The 21,708-nt window shown below is 43.2% G+C and carries 23 protein-coding genes; 3 read left to right on the top strand and 20 right to left on the bottom strand.

The genetic code is table 11. From position 1 onward, the window contains the following. Position 1: 1 nt before the first annotated feature. The 12 genes from KS2013_RS05520 to KS2013_RS05465 form a co-directional block, all read right to left on the bottom strand. The gene (locus KS2013_RS05520) at positions 2 to 1,405 is read right to left on the bottom strand and encodes a S41 family peptidase (RefSeq protein ID WP_156768973.1); all 1,404 of its coding nucleotides are present in this window, start codon (positions 1,403 to 1,405) and stop codon (positions 2 to 4) included. Positions 1,406 to 1,483: 78 nt separating this feature from the next. Continuing rightward, positions 1,484 to 2,056 carry a TetR/AcrR family transcriptional regulator gene (locus KS2013_RS05515; RefSeq protein WP_068990883.1) on the bottom strand — a complete coding sequence of 191 codons (573 nt, stop codon included), beginning with the start codon at positions 2,054 to 2,056 and terminating at the stop codon, positions 1,484 to 1,486. Between the two features lie 6 nt (positions 2,057 to 2,062). Next, on the bottom strand, positions 2,063 to 3,061 hold the full coding sequence (gene mltG, locus KS2013_RS05510; protein WP_068990881.1) for an endolytic transglycosylase MltG: 999 nt from the start codon (positions 3,059 to 3,061) through the stop codon (positions 2,063 to 2,065). A 25-nt stretch (positions 3,062 to 3,086) separates the two neighbouring features. After that, entirely contained in the window at positions 3,087 to 3,917 is an 831-nt protein-coding gene (pabC, locus tag KS2013_RS05505; protein WP_068990880.1) for an aminodeoxychorismate lyase, read from the bottom strand. A gap of 157 nt (positions 3,918 to 4,074) precedes the next feature. Further along, the gene (gene fabF, locus KS2013_RS05500; RefSeq protein ID WP_068990879.1) at positions 4,075 to 5,313 is read right to left on the bottom strand and encodes a beta-ketoacyl-ACP synthase II; all 1,239 of its coding nucleotides are present in this window, start codon (positions 5,311 to 5,313) and stop codon (positions 4,075 to 4,077) included. A gap of 187 nt (positions 5,314 to 5,500) precedes the next feature. Continuing rightward, positions 5,501 to 5,740, bottom strand: coding sequence for an acyl carrier protein (gene acpP / locus KS2013_RS05495; protein WP_046561130.1), 240 nt, complete (start codon positions 5,738 to 5,740; stop codon positions 5,501 to 5,503). 305 nt (positions 5,741 to 6,045) lie between these two features. Then, entirely contained in the window at positions 6,046 to 6,792 is a 747-nt protein-coding gene (gene fabG / locus KS2013_RS05490; protein ID WP_068990875.1) for a 3-oxoacyl-ACP reductase FabG, read from the bottom strand. A 23-nt stretch (positions 6,793 to 6,815) separates the two neighbouring features. Further along, entirely contained in the window at positions 6,816 to 7,742 is a 927-nt protein-coding gene (gene fabD, locus KS2013_RS05485; protein WP_068990874.1) for an ACP S-malonyltransferase, read from the bottom strand. A 298-nt stretch (positions 7,743 to 8,040) separates the two neighbouring features. Further along, a complete protein-coding gene (locus tag KS2013_RS05480) occupies positions 8,041 to 9,003 on the bottom strand; it encodes a beta-ketoacyl-ACP synthase III (RefSeq protein ID WP_071890131.1) in 963 nt (320 codons plus the stop codon). Positions 9,004 to 9,039: 36 nt separating this feature from the next. Then, complete coding sequence (plsX, locus tag KS2013_RS05475; RefSeq protein ID WP_071890128.1) at positions 9,040 to 10,068, bottom strand: phosphate acyltransferase PlsX; 1,029 nt, start codon at positions 10,066 to 10,068, stop codon at positions 9,040 to 9,042. Positions 10,069 to 10,114: 46 nt separating this feature from the next. After that, positions 10,115 to 10,279: a 50S ribosomal protein L32 gene (rpmF, locus tag KS2013_RS05470; protein ID WP_068990866.1), complete on the bottom strand. Its 165-nt coding sequence runs from the start codon at positions 10,277 to 10,279 to the stop codon at positions 10,115 to 10,117. 14 nt (positions 10,280 to 10,293) lie between these two features. Further along, positions 10,294 to 10,818, bottom strand: coding sequence for a YceD family protein (locus tag KS2013_RS05465; protein WP_068990863.1), 525 nt, complete (start codon positions 10,816 to 10,818; stop codon positions 10,294 to 10,296). Between the two features lie 171 nt (positions 10,819 to 10,989). Between KS2013_RS05465 and KS2013_RS05460 the strand changes: the two genes are divergently transcribed. Beyond that, complete coding sequence (locus KS2013_RS05460; protein WP_068990860.1) at positions 10,990 to 11,586, top strand: Maf family protein; 597 nt, start codon at positions 10,990 to 10,992, stop codon at positions 11,584 to 11,586. Positions 11,587 to 11,597: 11 nt separating this feature from the next. Here KS2013_RS05460 and KS2013_RS05455 read toward each other — a convergent pair whose 3' ends face one another. The 5 genes from KS2013_RS05455 to KS2013_RS05435 all read right to left on the bottom strand — a co-directional run bounded on the left by KS2013_RS05455 (position 11,598) and on the right by KS2013_RS05435 (position 15,375). Then, a complete protein-coding gene (locus KS2013_RS05455; RefSeq protein WP_068990859.1) occupies positions 11,598 to 12,464 on the bottom strand; it encodes a cation diffusion facilitator family transporter in 867 nt (288 codons plus the stop codon). A gap of 45 nt (positions 12,465 to 12,509) precedes the next feature. Beyond that, positions 12,510 to 13,415 (bottom strand): patatin-like phospholipase family protein, encoded by a 906-nt coding sequence (locus KS2013_RS05450; protein WP_228703758.1) that lies wholly within the window; start codon positions 13,413 to 13,415, stop codon positions 12,510 to 12,512. 148 nt (positions 13,416 to 13,563) lie between these two features. Further along, positions 13,564 to 14,316: a fructosamine kinase family protein gene (locus KS2013_RS05445; RefSeq protein ID WP_068990857.1), complete on the bottom strand. Its 753-nt coding sequence runs from the start codon at positions 14,314 to 14,316 to the stop codon at positions 13,564 to 13,566. A 5-nt stretch (positions 14,317 to 14,321) separates the two neighbouring features. Then, complete coding sequence (locus KS2013_RS05440; protein WP_068990853.1) at positions 14,322 to 14,825, bottom strand: O-acetyl-ADP-ribose deacetylase; 504 nt, start codon at positions 14,823 to 14,825, stop codon at positions 14,322 to 14,324. 1 nt (position 14,826) lies between these two features. Continuing rightward, positions 14,827 to 15,375 carry a GNAT family N-acetyltransferase gene (locus KS2013_RS05435; protein WP_083217796.1) on the bottom strand — a complete coding sequence of 183 codons (549 nt, stop codon included), beginning with the start codon at positions 15,373 to 15,375 and terminating at the stop codon, positions 14,827 to 14,829. Positions 15,376 to 15,473: 98 nt separating this feature from the next. Between KS2013_RS05435 and KS2013_RS05430 the strand changes: the two genes are divergently transcribed. Beyond that, positions 15,474 to 16,001, top strand: coding sequence for a peroxiredoxin (locus KS2013_RS05430; RefSeq protein WP_156768972.1), 528 nt, complete (start codon positions 15,474 to 15,476; stop codon positions 15,999 to 16,001). A gap of 31 nt (positions 16,002 to 16,032) precedes the next feature. Here the strand turns inward: KS2013_RS05430 and KS2013_RS05425 are convergent, their stop codons facing one another. Together KS2013_RS05425 and rluC are read right to left on the bottom strand one after the other, a co-directional pair. Then, a complete protein-coding gene (locus KS2013_RS05425; RefSeq protein ID WP_068990846.1) occupies positions 16,033 to 16,677 on the bottom strand; it encodes an HAD-IA family hydrolase in 645 nt (214 codons plus the stop codon). 2 nt (positions 16,678 to 16,679) lie between these two features. Continuing rightward, entirely contained in the window at positions 16,680 to 17,633 is a 954-nt protein-coding gene (gene rluC / locus KS2013_RS05420; protein ID WP_068990843.1) for a 23S rRNA pseudouridine(955/2504/2580) synthase RluC, read from the bottom strand. Positions 17,634 to 18,202: 569 nt separating this feature from the next. On the opposite strand from rluC, the gene rne reads away from it, so the two are divergent. Then, on the top strand, positions 18,203 to 21,034 hold the full coding sequence (gene rne / locus KS2013_RS05415; RefSeq protein WP_068990839.1) for a ribonuclease E: 2,832 nt from the start codon (positions 18,203 to 18,205) through the stop codon (positions 21,032 to 21,034). A gap of 51 nt (positions 21,035 to 21,085) precedes the next feature. Here the strand turns inward: rne and KS2013_RS05410 are convergent, their stop codons facing one another. Next, positions 21,086 to 21,649 (bottom strand): phosphoglycerate mutase family protein, encoded by a 564-nt coding sequence (locus tag KS2013_RS05410; RefSeq protein WP_068990836.1) that lies wholly within the window; start codon positions 21,647 to 21,649, stop codon positions 21,086 to 21,088. Positions 21,650 to 21,708 lie beyond the last annotated feature (59 nt).

The raw sequence follows: 21,708 nt of genomic DNA, 5'->3' as shown, positions 1-21,708 counted from the left end.
TTTATGGCGAAAGTCTTATCGCTTTCTTAACTGCCTGTGCGTGCGATTTTACAGGATTAGCCGGATTGAAAACATCAAACATCTCACTTGGTTCGATCCCTTTCCCCTCATAACTTACACCATTCGGCGCTTTGAAAATTTCATTGGAAAGTTCAAGATACCAGTCATTAGGCAATGGTTTGGCTAATGGCGTAGAAAATGCGCCTCGGGTGGTTTGACCCATATGTTTTACGTTCGGTAACTGCCTTAAAGTCATTGTCGCGATTTCACCTCCAGAAACTGTCACGTCGCTGGTGAGGACGCTAACTGGGCCTGTATAGCGTGGCCCATCAGCAGGACTAACCCAATATTCATAGGGGCTTAGTTCTTCCCAGGAGGTTGATACTGAGTATGCTAAAAAAGCCTTGTCAGTAAAATAGCTGGAAAGTTTTCGTGCAATAGCATCGTACCCACCTCGGTTATTACTTAAATCAATAATAACGCTGTCGACAGTCTGAAATTTCAGCATTATACGACCAAACAGCTGGTCCATATATTCAAGTTCCGCTTCAGCCCATTGCTGAGTCCCCGGCTGGAACTCCGTGGTAAAGCCGCCCATGGTAAAAATTTTGATGTAGCCGACCTTTCCATTATTCAAGGTACCCCAAAGTACCCTATCATTAGCGGTATGCTCTGCTCCGTCGTCTAACAGGTCTACAGTTTGCTCTATTAACCCAATTAGCCATGGAGTCTCTCCAATGGTGTCTCGAATGAACGGCAATGTCTGTCCAAGACCATTTTGGTAGCGATGCTTGTTTCCGTTGATAGTTGCTAACAGTTTGGTATGAGAGTCGTTCAATGGTTTGATCAGATCTGTCATAGCCTGATACAGCTCACTGTCGGAGCTTTCATCATTAATGTTTTGTTGAGCTAAGTCAGCCGCGCTGTGGAAATCAACGCCTCTTTGTTGGAAAAAAGTATAATGCTTTTTGAATATTGATATAAACACCTGTAGTAATTCTGTCTGCGTGAAATCAGCCTTGATGTCACAGTGTTTCGGGAGCATATCAAGTTTTTGATAAATCGTATTGCCGTCACTTTTTAGATATTCAAATTTGGCTATATCCTGTGAAAGCCGCGTAATAAAGCGATATTCGACACTACCCATAAAAGTATCGGCGTCCTGTGGCGATGGATAGCAGTAGTCCTGCGTATACTGCCAGCGTTCAATCCCATTATTACCGATATTCAGTAACCAACCATATTCTTCAGATAACCAGATACCCTGCGCCTGATTAACGACCACCCCATCCTGAAAAATGGCTAGTCTCTTATTGTTGCTCGTACTGCTGACTTTATGCGAGCTATTTATACAAGCTGTTAACGCCACAACAATACTAAGAAACATAATTATTCGTGCTTTCACTTTATCACCTACTTTTAACTTAACCGCAAATAATGACCGCGGTCATTTTATGGCTGATATAACAGGAAAACAAGCGTCTTATGTGGCACATTTAAGAAAAAGTGTAATGGTATGTTTCAGCTTAGCAGGCAAGTCTTCTTTTTGACCATTATTGACCCATTCACGAATCGTCCCCGTGATTAATGAAGCAAACAACTCAGCAAACTCTTCCGGGGAGACTTTAGTCTCTACGTTATAGGTTGATATAAGTTCAGCCACATAGACACGAAGTTGGTTATCAGACGCCTGCTCAATCTGCTGGATACTAGGAGTATCAATAACGTGGATTATTTTAGCTCTCCACACGGTATTTGAATCATCAATAATCGCTGTGGACTGCTGGGCGAGGTCAAAAAGTGCATCCGAGAAACTATCCTGTCTGCTGGCTCTGGCTTTATCCAGGGAAGCTGTCGCTCTTTGCTTGTACCAGTCAGCAATAAGATCAGCTTTCTTTGGGAAGTAGTTAAAAAAAGTTCCTTTGGCAATACCAGCAGCCTTGACGATTTGATTAACTGAGACCGCTTCGTAGCCATGAGACTCAAATAGCTCCAGAGAGACATCCAAGATTTTTTGTCTGACTGCCTCTTTTTTTTCTTCCCTTTTACCTTTCATCGGATATTAACGATTCAGTTGATACTTTCTAACAGCTCTGTTGTGCTCAGACAGAGTTTTACTGAAATGGTGACTACCATCTCCTTTAGCCACAAAATACAGGGTATCGCCTTCTTCTGGCTGCATCGCTGCATGAATCGCGTCGCGGCCGACGATAGCGATCGGTGTTGGTGGTAAGCCTTTATGGACATAAGTGTTCCACTGATGCGGATTACGGATATCACGGCGACGGATATTACCGTCAAAGTCTGGAAGCAGCCCATAAATGATCGTCGGATCGGTCTGTAGCAACATGCCTCGTTCCAAACGACGTATAAACACACCTGAAATCTGAGAACGCTCTGCTGGTACGGCCGTTTCCTTTTCTACGATTGAAGCCATAATCAAAGCTTCGTACGGTTGCTCGTAGGGTAAGTCTTTCGCTCTGTTAGCCCACTCCTCTTCTAACACCTGATTCAGGCGTTTATGAGCACGCCTTAAGATATCCAGATCGGAGTCGCCTTTGGTAAACTGATAGGTATCTGCGAAGAACAGGCCCTCAGGATAATCTTTCCCGGTAAAGTCAAGCTGCTCCCAGGTATCAGAATAGTTTGTTGTATCAATCGTATGCGTTAAATCAGAATTATCGGCAAGCGCTGTTAGCACCTCATAGATATTGGCGCCCTCAACCAAAGTCACCTGATAAGTGATGACGTCGCCCTTAACCAGTTTCTGCAACACATCAACGGCAGTCATTTCTGGCGTCACCTGGTAGTTACCAACTTTGATATTGCGCAGCTCTGGTTTCATACGCATCAATAGCTGGTAATAATAAAAGTTTTCAAATCGACCTTCGTCATACCACTGCTGTCCGAGCCCGGTAGCTGTTTCACCTTTAGCGACAACCAGTTCCTGCTGGAGACCTAAAGGTTCTTTAACGAAGGATTTAAAGCCCTGCCAGAAGTATAGAGTGACCCCAGAAAAAGCGATTAAAAGTATGAGAACAACAATAAAGAATTTTTTCATTGAATAATTACGGTTATTTATAATATTAAATACTGTCTTGGCAGTAAGCTCGGTTCAGCTCAGCAGTTTGCGGCCAAACATCATATTTATGCTGCCCAATTTTAGTCACTGGGACCACTCCATGCAAAGCATTTGTAACCATGCAATGTGAAGCCAAACTCAGGATTTCCAGTCCAAAGACGCTTACCTGAACGTCCCTTCTATTCGCAAGCAACCAACGTCTTACGGTACCGTTTACGCCTGCAACCTCCATGCTTGGGGTTAGCCAGAGTCCCTCACGATAAAAGTAAATATTGGTCTTGCTACCGCCAACAATTAAATCATCTGCCAGCATGATACCATCAAAACATGACTCTGGGATTTCTTCCTGGGCCAAAACCTGCTCCAGTCTATTTAAATGCTTGAGGCCAGCGAGAGCCGAGTTTTTGCTATATGGAGTCTCACAAATGGATAACTCAACGCCATTTTGTAGCTCACCAGACGAAACGAACGAGGACCAGCTGGCAATAATGCTGAACTTTGGTTCACTTGGCGCCCTATACCCTCTGGGGCCACAACCTCTGGTAATCGTCAGCCGAACGACCCCACTATCCTCATACTGATTATTGATGAATGAACGTAACTCTTTTTCGATGCGAGGTATATTGAGTTCTGGAAATTTTAGCTTTTCGGCACTTAACTGAATTCTTTCTGCGTGCAATGGCCAGTGCTCAATCTGATTCTCTCTAACACGGATTGTCGTAAAAAAGCCATCGCCATAGAGCAACCCTCTGTCATCTATAGCGATATGCTCTGACGGAGCTCCATTAAGTAGATTGGTTGCCATTGTATTGGCATCGGAATTGGCTGAATTCATTACCGCTTAATTTTACTGAGTCAAAAAGAAAATAAGTTACAGGGTTAGAGTCAACCCTGCAAGTCTGAAGCTCATTTTTGACTTACGGTTCAAATATTTAGGGCAAATAAAAAGGCGGTAAGAACCGCCTTTCTTTATTCAGTCTCGCAAGATTTAACTAGACTTTGCTAAACACCAGCGATCCGTTAGTGCCACCAAAGCCAAATGAGTTACACAAAACATGCTTCAACTCAGTTTCACGCGCGGTATGCGGGACATAATCCAAGTCACAACCTTCGCCGGGGTTATCCAGGTTTACTGTTGGTGGTGCAACCTGATCAACCAGAGCCAATACACTGAAAATTGACTCAACTGCGCCAGCAGCACCCAATAAGTGACCTGTCATGGATTTTGTTGAGCTGACCATAACTTTCTTCGCATGATCACCAAAGATAGTCTTAACCGCATCGGTTTCAGCGATATCACCCGCAGGCGTTGAAGTTCCGTGAGCGTTAATGTACTGAATCTGCTCTGCTGACAGTTCTGCATCATGCAGCGCGTTCTTCATAGCAGAAGCTGCACCTTCGCCACCTGGGGCAGGAGCTGTCATATGATAAGCATCAGCACTCATACCAAAACCTGTTAGCTCAGCATAAATTTTTGCGCCACGGGCTTTAGCGTGTTCGTATTCTTCAAGCATCATCACACCAGCACCATCTCCCATAACAAAACCATCACGGTCTTGATCCCAAGGACGGCTAGCGGCATGCGGGTTATCGTTTCGAGTCGATAGAGCTTTAGCAGAACTGAAACCACCTAGAGCTGTAGGAGTCGTCGCTTTTTCAGCGCCACCGGCCAACATGGCATCAGCATCGCCATAGGCAATCATACGCGCAGCATGGCCGATAGTATGAACACCAGTAGTACAAGCCGTCACGATAGCAATGTTCGGGCCTTTTAAACCATAATTAATCGACAGATGTCCCGAAATCATATTGATGATAGAACCCGGAACGAAGAATGGGGAGATCTTACGTGGACCAGATTTTTCCCACAACAACGTATTCTTCTCGATAGTTTCCAGACCACCAATACCAGCACCAACACAGGCACCTATACGATGGGCGTTCTCAGAAGTAACGGTTAAACCAGAGTCTTCCCAGGCCTGGGCACCCGCTACAATACCGTATTGAATAAATTTATCCATACGACGGGCGTCTCTTTTCGAGACCGCAGGCTCAGAATCAAAATCTTTAACCATACAGGCAAACTTCGTATTGAAGTCGCTTACATCGAAATCCTCAATCGGTCCAGCGCCGCTACGACCAGCAAGAATACCTTCCCATGAATCTTTAATGTTATTACCTAATGGACTTAACATTCCAAGGCCAGTAACAACAACTCTACGCTTACTCAAGGAACACCTCTCGATTAATTACTAATATAGTCATTGTGAGTATAAATCAGTGGAGCTCTAACGGTGAACATCTTTCTGAGCTCGGTCGAACCCACTTGTGACTTATCTAAAAAAAATGGGCAAAATACCTTCGTATTTCACCCATTATATTCGCTAACTATTACGAATAGATTGCAGACGAGTTGGCTTACGCGTCAACATTAGCCTTAATGTAATCAATCGCTGCTTGAACAGTGTTGATTTTTTCAGCTTCTTCGTCTGGGATTTCAGTGTCGAACTCTTCTTCTAGAGCCATAACCAGCTCAACTGTATCCAATGAATCAGCACCTAGATCATCAACAAAAGACGCTTCAGCTGTTACTTCGTCTTCTTTAACACCTAGTTGTTCAACAACGATACCTTTTACACGTTCTTCGATAGTACTCATCTGTTTAAATTCCTCGTTTGTATCAACAGTATCACACTGCGTGGGTAGTTTAGTTAACTGAACCAAAGTTGCAAGTGTAAATTGCCTTTTTTTATAAAGGTCAGACCACGCTTAAATTACAACTTCTGGTAAAAATTTAAAAGCAGATAATAACAAAAAATACCTGCCAATAACAAAAATTTATGTTTAAAAACGGTGACTTATATTCCATTCATCAGTATTGACATGAAACATTTTTCACCCAAACTTTTATTATTATCACGACACAGCGACTAAATGGCTTATTCAGCAATCAAAGAGTCGCGTTAGATCATATGCATCCCGCCGTTAACATTGATCGTTTCACCAGTAATATAGCCGGCTTGATCAGACGTCAAGAAACCTACAGCATTAGCAATTTCTTCAGGGTGACCTAAGCGTGCCATTGGAATCTGATCAAACATTGCCTGACGTTGTTCGTCATTCAGTGCTTTAGTCATGTCAGTATCAATAAATCCTGGAGCAACCACATTCACCGTAATGCCACGAGAACCAACTTCACGGGCTAAAGATTTAGAAAAACCAATCAGGCCTGCTTTTGCTGCCGAGTAGTTGGCCTGTCCAGCGTTACCCATGGTGCCAACTACTGAACCAATGGTAACAATCCGGCCCCACTTAGCCTTCATCATGCCGCGCAAGCATGCTTTTGAAAGACGGAAAATAGAAGTTAGGTTAGTTTCTAAGATGCTATCCCACTCGTCGTCCTTCATACGCATTAAAAGATTATCACGAGTAATACCCGCATTATTGACCAGGATATCAGGAGTACGCCCCTGTTCGTCTTTAATGGTGTCCAGTACCGATTTGATGCTATCAGCATCGGTAACATTCAGGCATAAACCTTTTCCGTTTAAACCAGCCGCTTTAAAGTTTTCTGTGATCTTTTCTGCGCCATTTTCAGAGGTAGCCGTACCGTAAACTACTGCACCAGACTGTGACAAATTGTGAGCGATAGCTTGACCAATACCACGACTTGCGCCCGTAACCAGGGCAACTTTTCCTTCAATACTCATTGTTATATACCTACCTAAAATCTTTACTCTGCTATAGCAGCTTCGAATTTATCCAATGTACCTAATGGCTTGCCTGCCAAGCTTCGATCAATACGCTTGGCCAAGCCGCATAAAACATTACCCGGACCACACTCATACAAGGTTTCAACGCCTTCTTCCTTAAGTCTTTGTACGGTCTCAGTCCAACGTACTGGATTATACAACTGACGTATCAGAGCATCTTTAATAGCCTCTGCCGTTGCTTCAGCAGATACGTCTACATTATTAATCACTGGTATGTCAGGTTTATTAAAGTTGATGGCTTTAAGTTTTTCAGCCAGCTTATCAGCGGCCGGTTTCATCAGGGCACAGTGCGAGGGAACGCTTACTGGCAGAGGCAATGCACGTTTAGCGCCGGCTTCTTTACAGGCCTCCATGGCTCGCTCTACGGCTTCAGCACTACCCGCAATAACAACCTGCCCCGGAGAATTGTAGTTCACAGCTTCGACAACATCACCATCAGCACTATAAGTGCAGGCTTCACGAACCTTGTCATCATCAAGACCAATAATAGCAGCCATTTTGCCGGTACCTGCAGGTACAGCAGATTGCATAAATTCACCACGAGCTTGAACTAAAGATGCTGCATCTCTCAGGGATAGGACACCAGCAGCAACAAGAGCGCTGTATTCACCCAAACTATGGCCAGCTAAAAAAGCAGGCTTTGCGCCGCCTTTCTCTTGCCACAAACGCCATAGAGCAATACTGGCTGTTAATAACGCAGGCTGGGTGTACTGAGTTTGGTTTAGCTTTTCTTCATCATTCTGAACCAGATCCCAAAGGTTATAACCCAAACCCTCGCTAGCTTCAGCAAAAGTTAGCTCAATGAGCGGTGTTGAAGCGGCAACATCCGCCAACATGCCAAGTGCTTGCGAACCCTGACCAGGAAATACAAATGCTGTTTTACTCATAACAAGTTCTTTTCTTTTATTTCAATTGGTTAAAGATAACTCTTAAAGTTACATCTTGTAACCTTAAAAGCTACTGCGATCAAAAAAAGAGCTAGACAATGCTGAGGCGCGGCAGATTGCGGGAAGACATTGGTTCTGCTCTTTTTTACATATTTTTAAACCCTAAAATTTCAGGATACAGGGTAAGCGAGGCAAAAATCATTTTTATAGCGCAGTTTAGTTATTCTAAATACCCAAGGGGCAGACCCTGAGCAGATAAAAAAGATTTTTAACAATGCATAACCGAAATACACGAATTTTAGTACTTTATCAAAGCGGACCCCCATGTAAATCCGCCTCCAAAACTCTCAAGCAGACACACATCGCCACGCTTAATTCGACCATCTGCAATAGCTTCACACATCGCCAACGGAATTGAAGCGCTCGAAGTGTTACCATGCTTATCCACAGTCACAACGACTTTATCCAAACCGGCACCTAATTTCTTAGCAGTGGCCTGAATGATGCGGATATTAGCCTGGTGTGGAATAAGCCAATCAATATCATCTTTACTCATGTTATTGGCTTCCAAAGTCTCATCGACAATGCTGCTTAATGTTTTGACAGCAACCTTGAAGACTTCATTGCCACGCATAACAATCTGAGGCTCTGGGAAATCACCTAATTGACCACGCAGACCATTATTACAATACAACAAATCACCATAACCACCGTCGGCATGGATATGAGTCGAAAGAATACCTGGCTCTTCGCTGGAAGTTACAACAGCGGCACCTGCCCCATCACCGAAAATAACGCAAGTGGTGCGATCTTCCCAGTTAACCAGTCGCGATAAAACCTCTGTACCAACAACCAATACATTTTTACGGTGGCCTGTTTTAATAAACTGATCCGCAATACTCAAACCATAAACGAAACCAGGACAGGCCGTTGTAATATCAAACGCGGGAACGCCACCAATACCCAGCTTATCGCCGATATAACAAGCAGAACTTGGAAACATTTTATCGGGAGTTGCAGTACCTACAATAATCATATCAATGTCTTTAGCATCAATACCCGCATCTTCAATAGCCTTTTTCGCAGCTTCTACGCCTAAATCAGAAGCCGACTGGTCATCTGCAGCAATGTGGCGAGTTTTAATACCGGTACGCTCAGTAATCCATTGATCTGACGTTTCTACTATTTTCTCCAGATCGGCGTTGGTTAATACCTTTTCTGGTAAATAACTTCCCATGCCAAGAATTCGAGAATGTTTCACACTATCTACCTTTTATTTTAATCATTAAGAAGAGTTCTAGTCTTCATTATCTGCACTTAGTAATAATTGAGCAACCCTGTCTTGAATAGCTTGAGGCACCTGTCGCTCTATTTCTGTAATCGCCTTGTTAATAGCAAATAAAGTTGCATTGCTATCTGCTGAACCATGACTTTTAATAACTATTTCGCGTAATCCTAACAGACTTGCTCCATTATACTGGTCGGGGTTGATGCGACGATGAAAACGCTTCAGTAGCGGCCAGACTAGTGCTGATACTGCACGACTCCATAGACCGCTGGTAAACTCAGTTTTTAACTGGTTATACAAAAACCGTGTAATTCCTTCACAGGCTTTCAATACATTGTTTCCTGTGAAGCCATCACAAACGATAACATCAACGTTGCCATCGAAAATTTCATTCGCTTCAATATACCCAACATAATCAATTTGCGACTGATTTGAAAGCATATCCCCAGCCAATTTTATACTGTCACGGCCTTTAATAGCCTCTTCACCAATATTAAGTAGTGCAACTCTTGGGTTATTGATGCCATCAGCCAGTTCACTCAATACGTGCCCCATTACAGCAAAACTGGTCAATTGTTCAGCACTGGCATCAATATTAGCACCAAGATCCAGCATGTTAGTGACTGAACCTTTGCGGTTTGGTAACTCAGCCGTAATTGCTGGGCGTTCAATTCCAGGCAAAGTTCCGATAAGGACCGTTGCCAAGGCCATTAAAGCACCAGTATTACCGGAGCTAACGCAGGCGTCTGCTTTTCCGTCACGAACCAGCTCCAAGCTTTTGCGCATAGAAGAATCTGGCTTACGACGTAAGGCTGCTGATGGCTTTTCAGACATACCAATGACTTCTGACGCAGGTTCAATATGCAGACGGTCAGTATAAGGCCGAGTATTTTTTATGTGGGATTGTATTTCCTGCTGAGGGCCAACAAGATAAACGTGAAGATCAGAGTGTTGTTGCAGCGCAGAAATTGCTGCGGGAATAATAACAGAGGGGCCATAATCGCCCCCCATGCAATCAATCGCTAACGTTTTTGTCACGGTAAAACCGTTTGATCAAAAACCAAGTGAATTTAATAGAAAGCTATTAAACTACTTTACGACCTTTGTAGAAACCGTCTTTAGTCACGTGGTGACGACGATGAACTTCACCAGTTTCGTTCTCTACTGACAACGTTGGTGCTGTTAAAGAGTCGTGCGAACGACGCATACCACGCTTAGAGCGAGTTTTGCGATTCTGTTGTACAGCCATTTTAAATCTCCTGCTTAATCAAACTTTAAATCTTTCAGTGCGTTAAAAGGGTTATCTTTTCCCGCCTGCTCAATCGTTTCTTCTGGAAGCTCTCCGGATTCGTAGGCTTCCATCTGCTCGCATTCCCCATAAAGAGGTACTGCAGGCAGCGATAAAATCAATTCATCTTCGACTACCGACTTCAAATGTAAGCCATCGTCATCGACTAAAACCGGGTCACCATCATCGGGTACCCTATCCATCTGCTCTTCTGAGTAGACGGGATAAATAATCACGTCGTGGTTCAACTCGTAATCAAAAGGCTCTAAACAGCCCTGACAAACGAGAGATACCTTGCCTTTGAGACTAAGCTCAAGCAAAGTGATTCGAGTGTCTTCAACTCTATCTCCTTTGATACTGCAGACAATTTCGCCTTTATCGGAAGCTAGTTCCTTACGAAATCTGTCTAAGTATTCCAGATCGAGTGTGGCGTTTATCTCTTTCTCTTGATCCGCAAATTTATATGGATCAATTGACGCCGGTAACCTGCGACTTGACATAGGCGCGCAATAATACAGTTATCTTGGGTTTTAGTCAAAGTAAACACACAACTTTTAGTGAAAATCTGCCTTAAATTCCAACATTCGGTTGATTTTTTGGCTAATTGCCACAAAATGTGCTCTATCTAGCTGAAATTCTAAGGCTTTTCGGCCCCAACAACAAGTACCTATATGACAAATCTTAGAAACTTTACCAATATCGTTCTCGCCTCCTCCTCTCCATATCGTAAGGAGTTGCTCAGCAGAGTTGTAGAAAGCTTCAGCTGCGAGTCGCCGAATATAGATGAAACGCCCTTCCCAGATGAAGAGCCAGTGGAGCATGTAGCGCGTCTGGCGGAGCAAAAGGCCTTAGCTGTATCGCTAAACCACCCTGACAGCATTATTATTGGTTCTGATCAGGTTTGCGTGCTCGATGGCAAAATTCTGGGTAAGCCGTACACCGAAGAGAAAGCCATTCAACAACTAATGGGCTGTAGTGGTAAAACAGTTACTTTTTATACTTCACTCTGCGTAATGGAGTCAGAAAAAGAAGACAAGGATCTCAGCGTAGTACTGACAGAGGTTAAATTCAGAGACTTAACTCATGAAGAAATAAAGCGATATGTTCAGCGTGAGAAGCCTCTTGACTGTGCCGGTTCATTTAAGTGCGAAGGTCTGGGCATCGCTCTATTTGAGTCTTTGTCCTCCAAAGATCCCACAGCCCTAATTGGCTTACCACTCATTACGTTAAGCGAGAGCTTACGAAAACTTGGCATCCGGGTAATCTAATTAAGCAGTGTTTACATAGGCCGATAAGGTTCAACGTGAATGGATATATCAGACACATCAAACTTATCGGCTAACATTGTTTCTATATTATTTGTTATTTGATGAGACTCTTCAGTTGATAGCTGTGGAGCCACGGCTATCACTAGGTCGACTAACTTCTCATCGCCAATCCAGCGAGAACGCACTTTACTCACCTTCAGAACTCCATTCACCTCAATCACTGCACTTGATAGCGTCTCAGGATCCAGTGCGTATTTATCTGTAAGCACTGGTAGTGCCCTTTTGAATAATGTGTAGGCAAGATAAAAAATAAAGCCAGATACTGCTAAAGCAGCGACTCTATCTAACCAGTAATAGCCCATCGCTGATAGCTGCCAACCCACAATGATAGCAATGGTTGTCATAACATCCGCGAATGTATGACTGGCATCAGCAAGAAGAATATCAGAATTAAGTTCCTTAGCTTTTTTCCGCTCCCAGGTGGCGAGAGCAATATTAACAACTAAGATTCCCAGCATAATAGCTAAACCCCAACCCGAGCTAACTATCACGGTACTTTCTTTATTAACCGCGTGCATTGCTAGCTCAAATGCTAAAACAATCAGCAATGAAGCGAGAAAAAATACTGCCAGAGTTTCAAACTTTCTGTGCCCATAGGGGTGTTCTCTATCTGGTGGAGCACTAGATACCCGCATAACCATCCATGCAACGATATTATTGATTACATCTGTCAGAGAGTGGATGGCGTCACCGATAATGGCCAGGGAGCCGGTCATTATGCCGACGAAAAATTTAGCAATAAGAACCACAAGGTTTGCCAAACCTTCGATGATGATAACCCGCTCTACAGCTTTGTCCCTTTGAGATTTTTTATCCATATCAGTTAGCTCGGTAGTTGTATTAGCTAATCCTGCTTACTTGCATCACTTCTTTTTAACAGCAAATGTTTCTTCAGCTTTTTTATAGCCCAGCTCAATGACTTCTTTAGCTCTATCAAACTCCAGAGTACCGCATACGTTTTTTGGAATCTCTACAACATAATCGGGTGGATAAGTTGCTAACTTTTGTCGAGCAATCGTACTCTGCATCGCATCGAAAGCCTGATTGGCAATATCATAAGCACTCCAGTCCAGTTTCTCTGTAGTTTTGAGCTTCTTTTTAAACCACTCAGTAAAGCCAGAAAACTTACTGGCAAAAGATGTCAGATACTGTTTTACCGGGCGGTTTTCTTCTTCCTCTTCTTCAAGACGCTCCACATCGCCCCCCAGGTTTACGGCAATAGTAAGGTCTGTCTCATCACTGAACGTCGGAGCAATAGGTATTGGGTTTAGAACTCCCCCATCTATGAGGATAACGCCCCTATAGTTGTACGGTGTAAAAAATAAAGGTATGGATACTGATGCTCGGATGGCGTTAAACAGCTTGCCCGAATTCATCCAGACTTCTTTTTCATTTTTAATATCCGAAGCCACTGCCGTGTAGGATATTGGGAGGTTCTCAATGTGCTCATTCCCAACGAGATCAATGAGTTTGTTAAACAGCTTATCACCTTTAACCAGGCCTTTCCCTCTCCAGGAAACGTCTAGCAGCCTAACGATATCGACTTTGTTTAGCGTGCGAATCCACTCCTCGTATACATCCAGCTTCCCAGCCGCGTAAATTCCGCCAATCACAGCTCCCATTGAGCTACCAGCTATGGACTTAATTTCATACCCATGCTCTTCAAGCCAATGTATAACACCAATGTGCGCAAGACCACGCGCGCCACCGCTGCCTAGCACTAAAGAGACGGTTTTGTTCTCATGGGATGATTCTATGTTGTGACTCACGGTTTATGGGCTCCCCAAAACTCTTTTTAAAGTATGCCAATAATGTTGATGCCTGTTCTAATTGTATGGTATCTGTCGGTATAACCAGAGAAAAGCAAATATTTTAATTCTTCTTAAAGTTGCTAAGCATTTATCTGCTGATTAGTTGCTATAACTCTTTAATGACATCCATACCTCTCTGACATTCGGATAGGTACCCCTCACCAAATAAGTTAAAATGGTTCAAATAGTGATAGAGGTTATAAACTTTTTTCTTTGTATCATATTCTGAGGTTCGAGGGAAAACTTCATCGTAAGCATCATAGAAATGATGGTTAAAACCACCAAACATTTCACTCATTGCCAGATCAACTTCTCTGTCACCGTGATAAACAGCGGGATCAATAAGCCATGGCCCTTTTTCATCAAACAAAACATTACCTGACCAGAGGTCACCATGAACTAAGCTGGGATATTGGCAACTGTCATCAAGCCAGCTAATTAAAGCCTCTTTGTGTTCATGCAAAATCATCAAAAAGTTGTTCTTAATAACAGACTGACTAATTAAGTTGACTTGATACAACAAGCGTTGCTCGTAAAAGAACTCACCCCAGGTTTTAAAGATACCGTTCATTTGTGGGTTTAGGCCAATGTAATTATCTTGTTCCAACCCATATTCCTTGAACTCTATCATATGGAGTCTAGCAAGCCCCTCCCCCAAGCTCTGCATGGCTTCCGAGGTCGAAGGGGTAGCTGTAATTCGTTGCAGAACAAGCTCTGTCTCATTGACTGATTTTACGGTGGGGATTCTAAGATGTGGTACCTTATGTTGCTTTATCGTTTCACGAAGAAGCTCTAAGCCATCAGCTTCTCTGATAAGCTGTTGCGGGTATTGAGAACTGTTATGTTTAACAAAACTCATGTGGCTTATGCCTTTTTCAATAGCTCCTTATAAATCATAACGCTTTCTGTATCAAAACAGCAAAAAATAATGCACTCAACAGACCTCAGTGACGCAGTCTGCTGACGGCAGGTATTTACTGCAACTGCAGCCGCCTGCTCTTTTGGGTAACCGTAGATACCAGTACTGATGCAGGGAAAAGCAATGCTTTTCAATCCCTTCTCTTCTGCAATTTCCAGGGATCGCTTATAACAGCTAGAAAGAAGCTCGGGCTCTTTAGCATCCCCACCATGCCAGACAGGACCTACCGTATGTATAACGTATCGGGCGGGTAAGTTATATCCTTTTGTGATTTTTGCGTCACCTGTTTCGCAGCCACCAAGACTTTCGCACTCCTTTAACAAAGCTGGGCCAGCAGCTCGATGAATAGCACCATCGACGCCACCGCCTCCCAATAAGCTTTTATTGGCAGCATTTACAATTACATCAACATCTAATTGCGTGATATCACCGTGGTCGACCTTTAACATATCACTCCTTTAGTGCCTGAAACTCTTCTTTGGAAATTTGATATACATCAGCATCCTTACCGAATAGTGTTATTTTCTTACTATAGGACTCGCCAATACGCTTGGCAACAGCAACAGAGCCTATATTATCGGGTTGAATTAAACTGATAATTTTATCCAACTTCATTGTTTCAAACCCGTACTTCAATGCCGCTTTGGCTGCTTCAGTAGCATACCCTTTACCCCAGGCACTTTTATGCAGTACCCAGCCGATCTCCTTAGCTGGCCATCCTTCAGGCTCAATCATGCCGCAACGACCGATAAACTCCCCGCTACTTTTCTCTTCAATAGCCCATTGACCAAAGCCATGAAGCATCCAATGCCCCGCCATTGTAGCAGCACTTCGCCAGGCCTCATGACGGCTCATAGGTTCACCAGACATCAAAAACCGGTTAATATCAGGATCAGCCATCATCTCGTAATATTTATCTAAGTCATCACTTCTATAAGCCCTTAATATTAAGCGCTCAGTCTCAATCGTTGGGATACTAATATTTTCAACCGGATACATATTATTGTTCTCTATATTTTCAGTAGTTCATTCACGCAAAATTGATGAGGATTTGCTATGCTATGCAAATAGTGTCTATCTTAACCATAGGAAAGCTTATGTCACGTATATTATTACTACTAATTGGGCTGGTTTTTAGCGCAACTGTTGCAGCAAATTCTCAATGGGTTGGAGCCTTAGCTCCAGACTTCAAACTTCAAGATCAAAGTGGAGAATGGAAGAGTTTAAAAGACTTCGAGGATAAGTGGTTAGTTTTGTACTTTTACCCAAAAGATGACACTCCTGGCTGCACCACAGAAGCAAAAAACTTCCGTGATAAGTATAAGCAATATCAAGCAATCAATGCGGACATCGTAGGCATATCTCTCGATGATGTAGAGTCTCACAAAGACTTTGCAGCTGCTTATAAGCTACCTTTCACTATACTGTCAGATACTGAGCAGACAGTCAGTGAAGCCTATAAGGTGTTAGGAGGTTTTGGTCCAATGGAATATGCAGAGAGAGAAACATTCATAATTGATCCTGAAGGTAACATTGTGCATCACTACTCTGATGTAGACCCAGATACACATGCTGAAGAGGTTTTAAGTCAGTTAACTCAGTTACAAAAAGAACTATACCAATAGGTTTTGTAGTAAACAGCCTTAGCCGAACAGGTTAAGGCTTGCCTATAAGCTCACGAATATCATCGATTATTGCCATAGGTGAGTGCTGCTTTAATAGCTCAACCCTATGAGCCCCATAACTGACTCCAACACTATGAGTTCCAGCATTTTGAGCCATTTTTAAATCATGACTGGTATCCCCCACCATAACAGCTTGTTCTGAAACCAATCCAAAGTGTTTTAAAAGAGTATGAAGCATTTCAGGATGAGGTTTTCCCTGAGCCTCATCGCTGGCGATGGTCCTGTCAAAAAATTGTTTCAGTTTTGACTCATTCAGGACTCTGTCTATACCATATCTGGCCTTACCCGTAGCAACAGCCAGATAATAACCCTGATCTTTCAGACTGGTAAGCACATCAACAACACCCTCAAAGACTGGACTTGGCGTGCGATCACCCTCTACATACTGATAGCGGTATTCTTCAGTAATCCAATCGTGATCATCAACTCCAGGAAAAAGTTTTTCATAGCAAACACCCAAACTCAAACCAATAATGGATCGGACCTCATCATCACTTGGTACGGGCAACTCCAGGTTTCGCGCTGTAGTCTGCATGGCAGAAACAATTCGTCCCGTTGAATCCATCAAGGTTCCGTCCCAGTCAAACACGATAAGGGGTGTTTCGAGAGATAGCATATTTACGACTTCCTTAATTGAAGAAGCGTATTATCAAGATTATCGGGTAAAGGAGCATTAACTTTTATCGGCTTTGCATCAGGCTTTACTTTAAATTCGAGAGAATAAGCATGTAGAAAAAGGCGGTCACATAGTCCATTTTTCTTGAACTTTTGATTTACCATATCATCACCATACTTATCATCACCGACGAGACCGTGTCCGACCGACTGGGCGTGGACGCGGATCTGATGGGTACGGCCTGTAACTGGCTCGGCAGACACTAAACTCAAATCTTTAAAACGTTCGATGACTCTGAAACTGGTTAATGATGGTTTTCCACTCTCGGAAACACGTACCAGACGTTCACCAGATTTAACCTGGTGCTTTTTTAAAGGTGCATCAACAAACTTAAGTTTGGCCGGCCAAATGCCATTGACTAAAGCCCAGTACCGCTTTTTGATGGTCTTTTCCTGTAACTGCTTATGAATATAACGCAGAGCGCTGCGTTTCTTTGCAATCATCAAGCAGCCAGAGGTGTCGCGGTCCAGACGGTGTACCAATTCAAGGAATGGTGCTTTTGGCCTGAGGGCGCGCAAGGCTTCAATTACGCCGAAACTCATACCACTTCCACCATGGACAGCCATGCCTGATGGCTTATTAAGTACGATAACCCTATCGTCCTCATAAATAACTGCATCCTCTAGTGACTGAACTATGTTGAGCTTTACAGGAACCTCTTGCTTTCGTTCGGCAGTCTGAACGGGTGGTATTCTGACCGAATCACCCGCCTCTATTTTATATTCGGCTTTTATTCGTCCTTTATTAACGCGCACCTCTCCTTTTCGCAACATCTTATAGATACGCGATTTGGGGACACCTTTAAGCTTCTTGACCAGGTAATTATCGATTCTTTGCCCTTCTTCTTCAGGACTCACCTCGACAAACCGGACTTTTGGACGGGAATCTTTATTCATCGGCCGCAACTATACCCTAAAATTGAATAAAACAACACCTTAAAACAACCAAAATCAATAAGTTAAATCAAATAGTTATTGCCCGTGATAGTATAACTGTCTATAATATCGGTGCGGGGCTGTAGAGCTCCGATCAGAAGCGAGGCTAGTTGATTGAAAATTAAGACAATCGACAGAAAGTGAGCCTCATATATTATGGTATTGGATGTAATTCCATTGAGTGCAGGAAGCTGTACAGGGTGATACCGATACCCCAAGAAAGAATTTTATAGTTATAACACCGGACCGGTGAATTAGCAGAATAGTAGGGCTAACAAGAAAAGCTCGGTTGGTTTGGCTTCTTTTACGCACAAAGGCGGTAAGACGTGAAATAGCCAAACAGGAAAATGGTTTATTTATTAAGCGTGGAATAACAACAATATGGCAGACTATTTTAGTCGAAATTGTTTAATCCAGAAGTAAAAACACCCTATTAACAACATGTTAATGCGGGGATTTCAACCTGTTCCTAAAGTTCTGTTCTAACTCTCACTGTGTCCGCAGTACATAAAAAGAGAGATTTTTATACAATGAGACGTATGTTAATAAACGCAACTCACCACAATGAGGAGTTGCGTGTGGCGATGGTCGATGGCCAGCGCCTATATGATTTAGATATTGAGTTAGCAGGAAGAGAACAGAAAAAAGGTAATATCTACAAAGGTAAAGTGACACGGATCGAACCGAGTCTTGAAGCAGCTTTTGTAGACTATGGCGCTGAACGCCATGGCTTCCTCCCTCTAAAAGAAGTTGCGCGTGAATACATGCACAACCCTCCGCACAAAGGCCGCCCAACAATCAAGGACGCACTTAAAGAAGGCCAGGAAATTATTGTCCAGATTGATAAAGAAGAACGTGGCAATAAAGGTGCAGCATTAACCACTTCAGTCAGTTTAGCTGGTAGTTATCTGGTATTGATGCCAAATAACCCACGAGCAGGCGGCATCTCACGTCGTATTGAAGGTGAAGAACGTTCTGAGTTGAAACAAATCATGAACCAACTTCAGGTGCCGAAGGGTATGGGCTGCATTGTCCGTACCGCAGGTGTTGGTAAAAGCCTTGAAGAAATTAATTATGATTTCAACTACCTTCTGGAGTTCTGGAAGAATATTAAAGATGTTTCCAGTAAACGCTCCGCCCCATTCCTGATTACACAGGAGTCGGATGTTGTAACACGTGCAATTCGTGATTATTTGCGTCCGGACATTGGCGAAATCATCGTCGACCGCCAGGAAATTCATGATCGCATTAAAACTGAACTTCAGTACCAGCGACCTGACTTTGTACACAAAGTAAAATATTACAAAGACGAGATTCCATTATTTAATCGTTATCAAGTCGAAAGCCAAATTGAAAGTGCGTTCCAGAGAGAAGTCCGCCTACCTTCGGGTGGCTCGGTAGTTTTTGACCAAACAGAAGCGCTTCTTTCTATTGATATCAACTCCGCTAAAGCAACTAAGGGTGGCGATATCGAAGAAACAGCTCTTCATACAAACAAAGAAGCAGCTGAAGAAATTGCACGCCAATTACGTCTTCGTGATATTGGTGGCCTTATTGTTATTGACTTTATCGATATGGGACCGCCCCGAAATCAACGTGAAGTTGAAAAGGTTCTAAAAGAGTCAGTAGCGCGAGATCGAGCTCGTATACAGATCGGCCGTATCTCAAGATTTGGACTATTAGAGATGTCTCGCCAACGTTTGCGCCCTTCTCTTGAAGAGTCAAGTCAGCACGTATGTCCACGTTGTAGTGGTTCTGGTGTGATTCGAGGTACAGATTCCCTGGCTCTTTCAATTCTTCGTATAATGGAAGACGAAGCTATGAAGGAATCTACAGCCGAGGTACAAGCTGTACTACCAGTTGAAGTTGCAACATTCCTTCTAAACGAAAAACGTCGCAAAATCGAGCAGATAGAAAAACGCCAGAAAGTAAGACTAGTAGTAGTGCCTAATCCACATATGGAGACCCCTCACTACGAAGTACTACGTGTTAAAGGTGGCGAAACTCTTGAAGATAGTAGCTATAGCCTGATTGGCAAACCGCCTGAAGTTGAACTTGTGAAGAGTACGACTCAACCGGTAGCACCCCTTGATGAGCCTGCTCTAAAAGGCTTGAAGCATAGTGCCCCGCCACCAGCTCCTTCAACGGCTAAAAAACCGAAAAAGAAGAAGTCTAAAAAGAAGAAACCAAGTCTATTTAAGCGTTTATGGACAGCCCTGTTCGGCGATAAGAAGAAAAAGCAGAATAAAGGCAAAGGCCATAAAAAGCACAGCAAAAACTACAAAGGTAAACACCAAAATCAACGTGGTGGACAACAAAAAAATCGTGGCCGTTATGACAATCGCAACCGTCGCCCTGATAACCGCAAACAGGATGATCGTAAACAGCAGGACAATCGCCAAAAGCAAAATCAAAGCCAAAGTAAAGGCCAGCAACAAGCAAAAGGTAGCCAGTACAACCGTGGCCGCAATAAGCCGCAACAACAAGATAAACGCCAGAAGCAGCAGCAGACACAGAAGCAGCAGCAAGCTCCAAAACAGCAGCCTGTTGAAAAGCGTCCGCCAAGAAAGTCACGTGCTGAAAGAATGGCATCTGTAGAGCAGCAGCAACCGAATGGCACTAAGCCACAGGCTGAGCAAACTCAAGTTAATAAAGTACAGGATCAGCCTCAGCAAAAGACGCAGCAAGCCAGCGAGAAACAAAACTCACAAACTAGCAAACCTCAGAATCAGAAAAGGCATAAAGCCAATCCTGAGGATATTATGGTCTATAAAGCGCATAAGTCGCTAGAACGTAGCATTGCCGAAGTTCTTTCTGATGAGACACCAAAGGAAAGTCCAGAGGGTCCTGTAGCTAAAGAGCAATCTGTAGATACTGAAAAAGCCAGCGCTCAGCCTTTACAGGACAATGTGAATAAAGAGCAACCTGTAAACAACGAGAAGCAAGCAACCTCAGATAATACCGAAGCCGAGGCTTCTACTGCACCTTCAGTTAAACAACAGGATGGGCAACAAAACGATAACGTTGCTGAAAAACCTGCTGAGAGTGTTCCTGGTTTGGATTACACTCAACAGTCTGAGAACGAAAAGGAAGCAGAAGAAGCAACACCAGCACAGGCTAGTGAAAGCGAAGAGCTCAATATGGAACAAACAAGAGCTAAAGTTATTGCGCCTTCTTCTTCAGTTACACCTGCTAAAGGCTCGAGCTCTAGTGCTCCTGCAAGTAAAGCTATTGTTAACGAGCCAATCCAGGCAATGACATTTGCTCCAAAACCCTACAGCTTTGATGGTAGTATTACATCAAAAGCTAAGGACAGCTCACGAGAACACAGCTCCTCGCAAGCAGCTAAAACGAGCGATTAAGCTATAAGCGTTTAACCCGCAAAGCAAAAAGCTTTGCGGGTTTTATTTATTCTATTCTTCACTTTTCATTATCTTTATCTGGTATAGCTGTTGATGTACTCTCTCGTTGTGATAAGTGATTCTAAATACATCTCCGTAGTCAGACTCATTTAAAGTAATTTTGGGCTCTTTAGATAAAGCCACACCAGCATAACTTACACTGAACTTACCACCAAAGGCTTTGATAATCTGCGGGACTGTATTTGAATGCCCTACCACTACTACACTTTCACCACAAAAATCACGTTTGACTTTAGTGACGAGTTGGCTCAATTCGCCTGGGGAATATTCACTTGTTTCTGCATCCAAGAACTGTAATGACTGTTTTGCTCTTTTAAAGGGAGTATAAAAGCCATGTTTAACATTCTTTATGGGCTCGAGCTGAGAGAATTTTCTGGCCTGCTTCATCCCTAACTCACTCAGTTCTGGATCTTGTTGTTCAGTCATCTGTTTTTCAAAGTGTCGTACAACAAACACATCGTAATCGGTGCACCGTAAACTGTCTTCAGCGGCAACACTGCCTAAGGAGAATGTTAGAAAGGCAAACAGCACAACTACACGAAAAATTAATGTCATGAATACTCCTTGTATTGTATTTGGTCTTGACTCATATGCTACCCTAGCAAATTGCATTT

The organism is Kangiella sediminilitoris, assembly GCF_001708405.1.
Lineage (GTDB): Bacteria > Pseudomonadota > Gammaproteobacteria > Enterobacterales > Kangiellaceae > Kangiella > Kangiella sediminilitoris.
This window is presented reverse-complemented; position numbering and strand designations above follow the sequence as displayed.

Bases quoted from the DNA above. Each gene is read 5' to 3' on its own strand.
- KS2013_RS05515 (WP_068990883.1), bottom strand. From the start codon at position 2,056: ATGAAAGGTAAAAGGGAAGAAAAAAAAGAGGCAGTCAGACAAAAAATC.
- mltG (WP_068990881.1), bottom strand. From the start codon at position 3,061: ATGAAAAAATTCTTTATTGTTGTTCTCATACTTTTAATCGCTTTTTCT.
- pabC (WP_068990880.1), bottom strand. From the start codon at position 3,917: ATGAATTCAGCCAATTCCGATGCCAATACAATGGCAACCAATCTACTT.
- acpP (WP_046561130.1), bottom strand. From the start codon at position 5,740: ATGAGTACTATCGAAGAACGTGTAAAAGGTATCGTTGTTGAACAACTA.
- fabG (WP_068990875.1), bottom strand. From the start codon at position 6,792: ATGAGTATTGAAGGAAAAGTTGCCCTGGTTACGGGCGCAAGTCGTGGT.
- fabD (WP_068990874.1), bottom strand. From the start codon at position 7,742: ATGAGTAAAACAGCATTTGTATTTCCTGGTCAGGGTTCGCAAGCACTT.
- rpmF (WP_068990866.1), bottom strand. From the start codon at position 10,279: ATGGCTGTACAACAGAATCGCAAAACTCGCTCTAAGCGTGGTATGCGT.
- KS2013_RS05465 (WP_068990863.1), bottom strand. From the start codon at position 10,818: ATGTCAAGTCGCAGGTTACCGGCGTCAATTGATCCATATAAATTTGCG.
- KS2013_RS05460 (WP_068990860.1), top strand. From the start codon at position 10,990: ATGACAAATCTTAGAAACTTTACCAATATCGTTCTCGCCTCCTCCTCT.
- KS2013_RS05455 (WP_068990859.1), bottom strand. From the start codon at position 12,464: ATGGATAAAAAATCTCAAAGGGACAAAGCTGTAGAGCGGGTTATCATC.
- KS2013_RS05445 (WP_068990857.1), bottom strand. From the start codon at position 14,316: ATGAGTTTTGTTAAACATAACAGTTCTCAATACCCGCAACAGCTTATC.
- KS2013_RS05440 (WP_068990853.1), bottom strand. From the start codon at position 14,825: ATGTTAAAGGTCGACCACGGTGATATCACGCAATTAGATGTTGATGTA.
- KS2013_RS05435 (WP_083217796.1), bottom strand. From the start codon at position 15,375: ATGTATCCGGTTGAAAATATTAGTATCCCAACGATTGAGACTGAGCGC.
- KS2013_RS05430 (WP_156768972.1), top strand. From the start codon at position 15,474: ATGTCACGTATATTATTACTACTAATTGGGCTGGTTTTTAGCGCAACT.
- KS2013_RS05425 (WP_068990846.1), bottom strand. From the start codon at position 16,677: ATGCTATCTCTCGAAACACCCCTTATCGTGTTTGACTGGGACGGAACC.
- rluC (WP_068990843.1), bottom strand. From the start codon at position 17,633: ATGAATAAAGATTCCCGTCCAAAAGTCCGGTTTGTCGAGGTGAGTCCT.
- rne (WP_068990839.1), top strand. From the start codon at position 18,203: ATGAGACGTATGTTAATAAACGCAACTCACCACAATGAGGAGTTGCGT.
- KS2013_RS05410 (WP_068990836.1), bottom strand. From the start codon at position 21,649: ATGACATTAATTTTTCGTGTAGTTGTGCTGTTTGCCTTTCTAACATTC.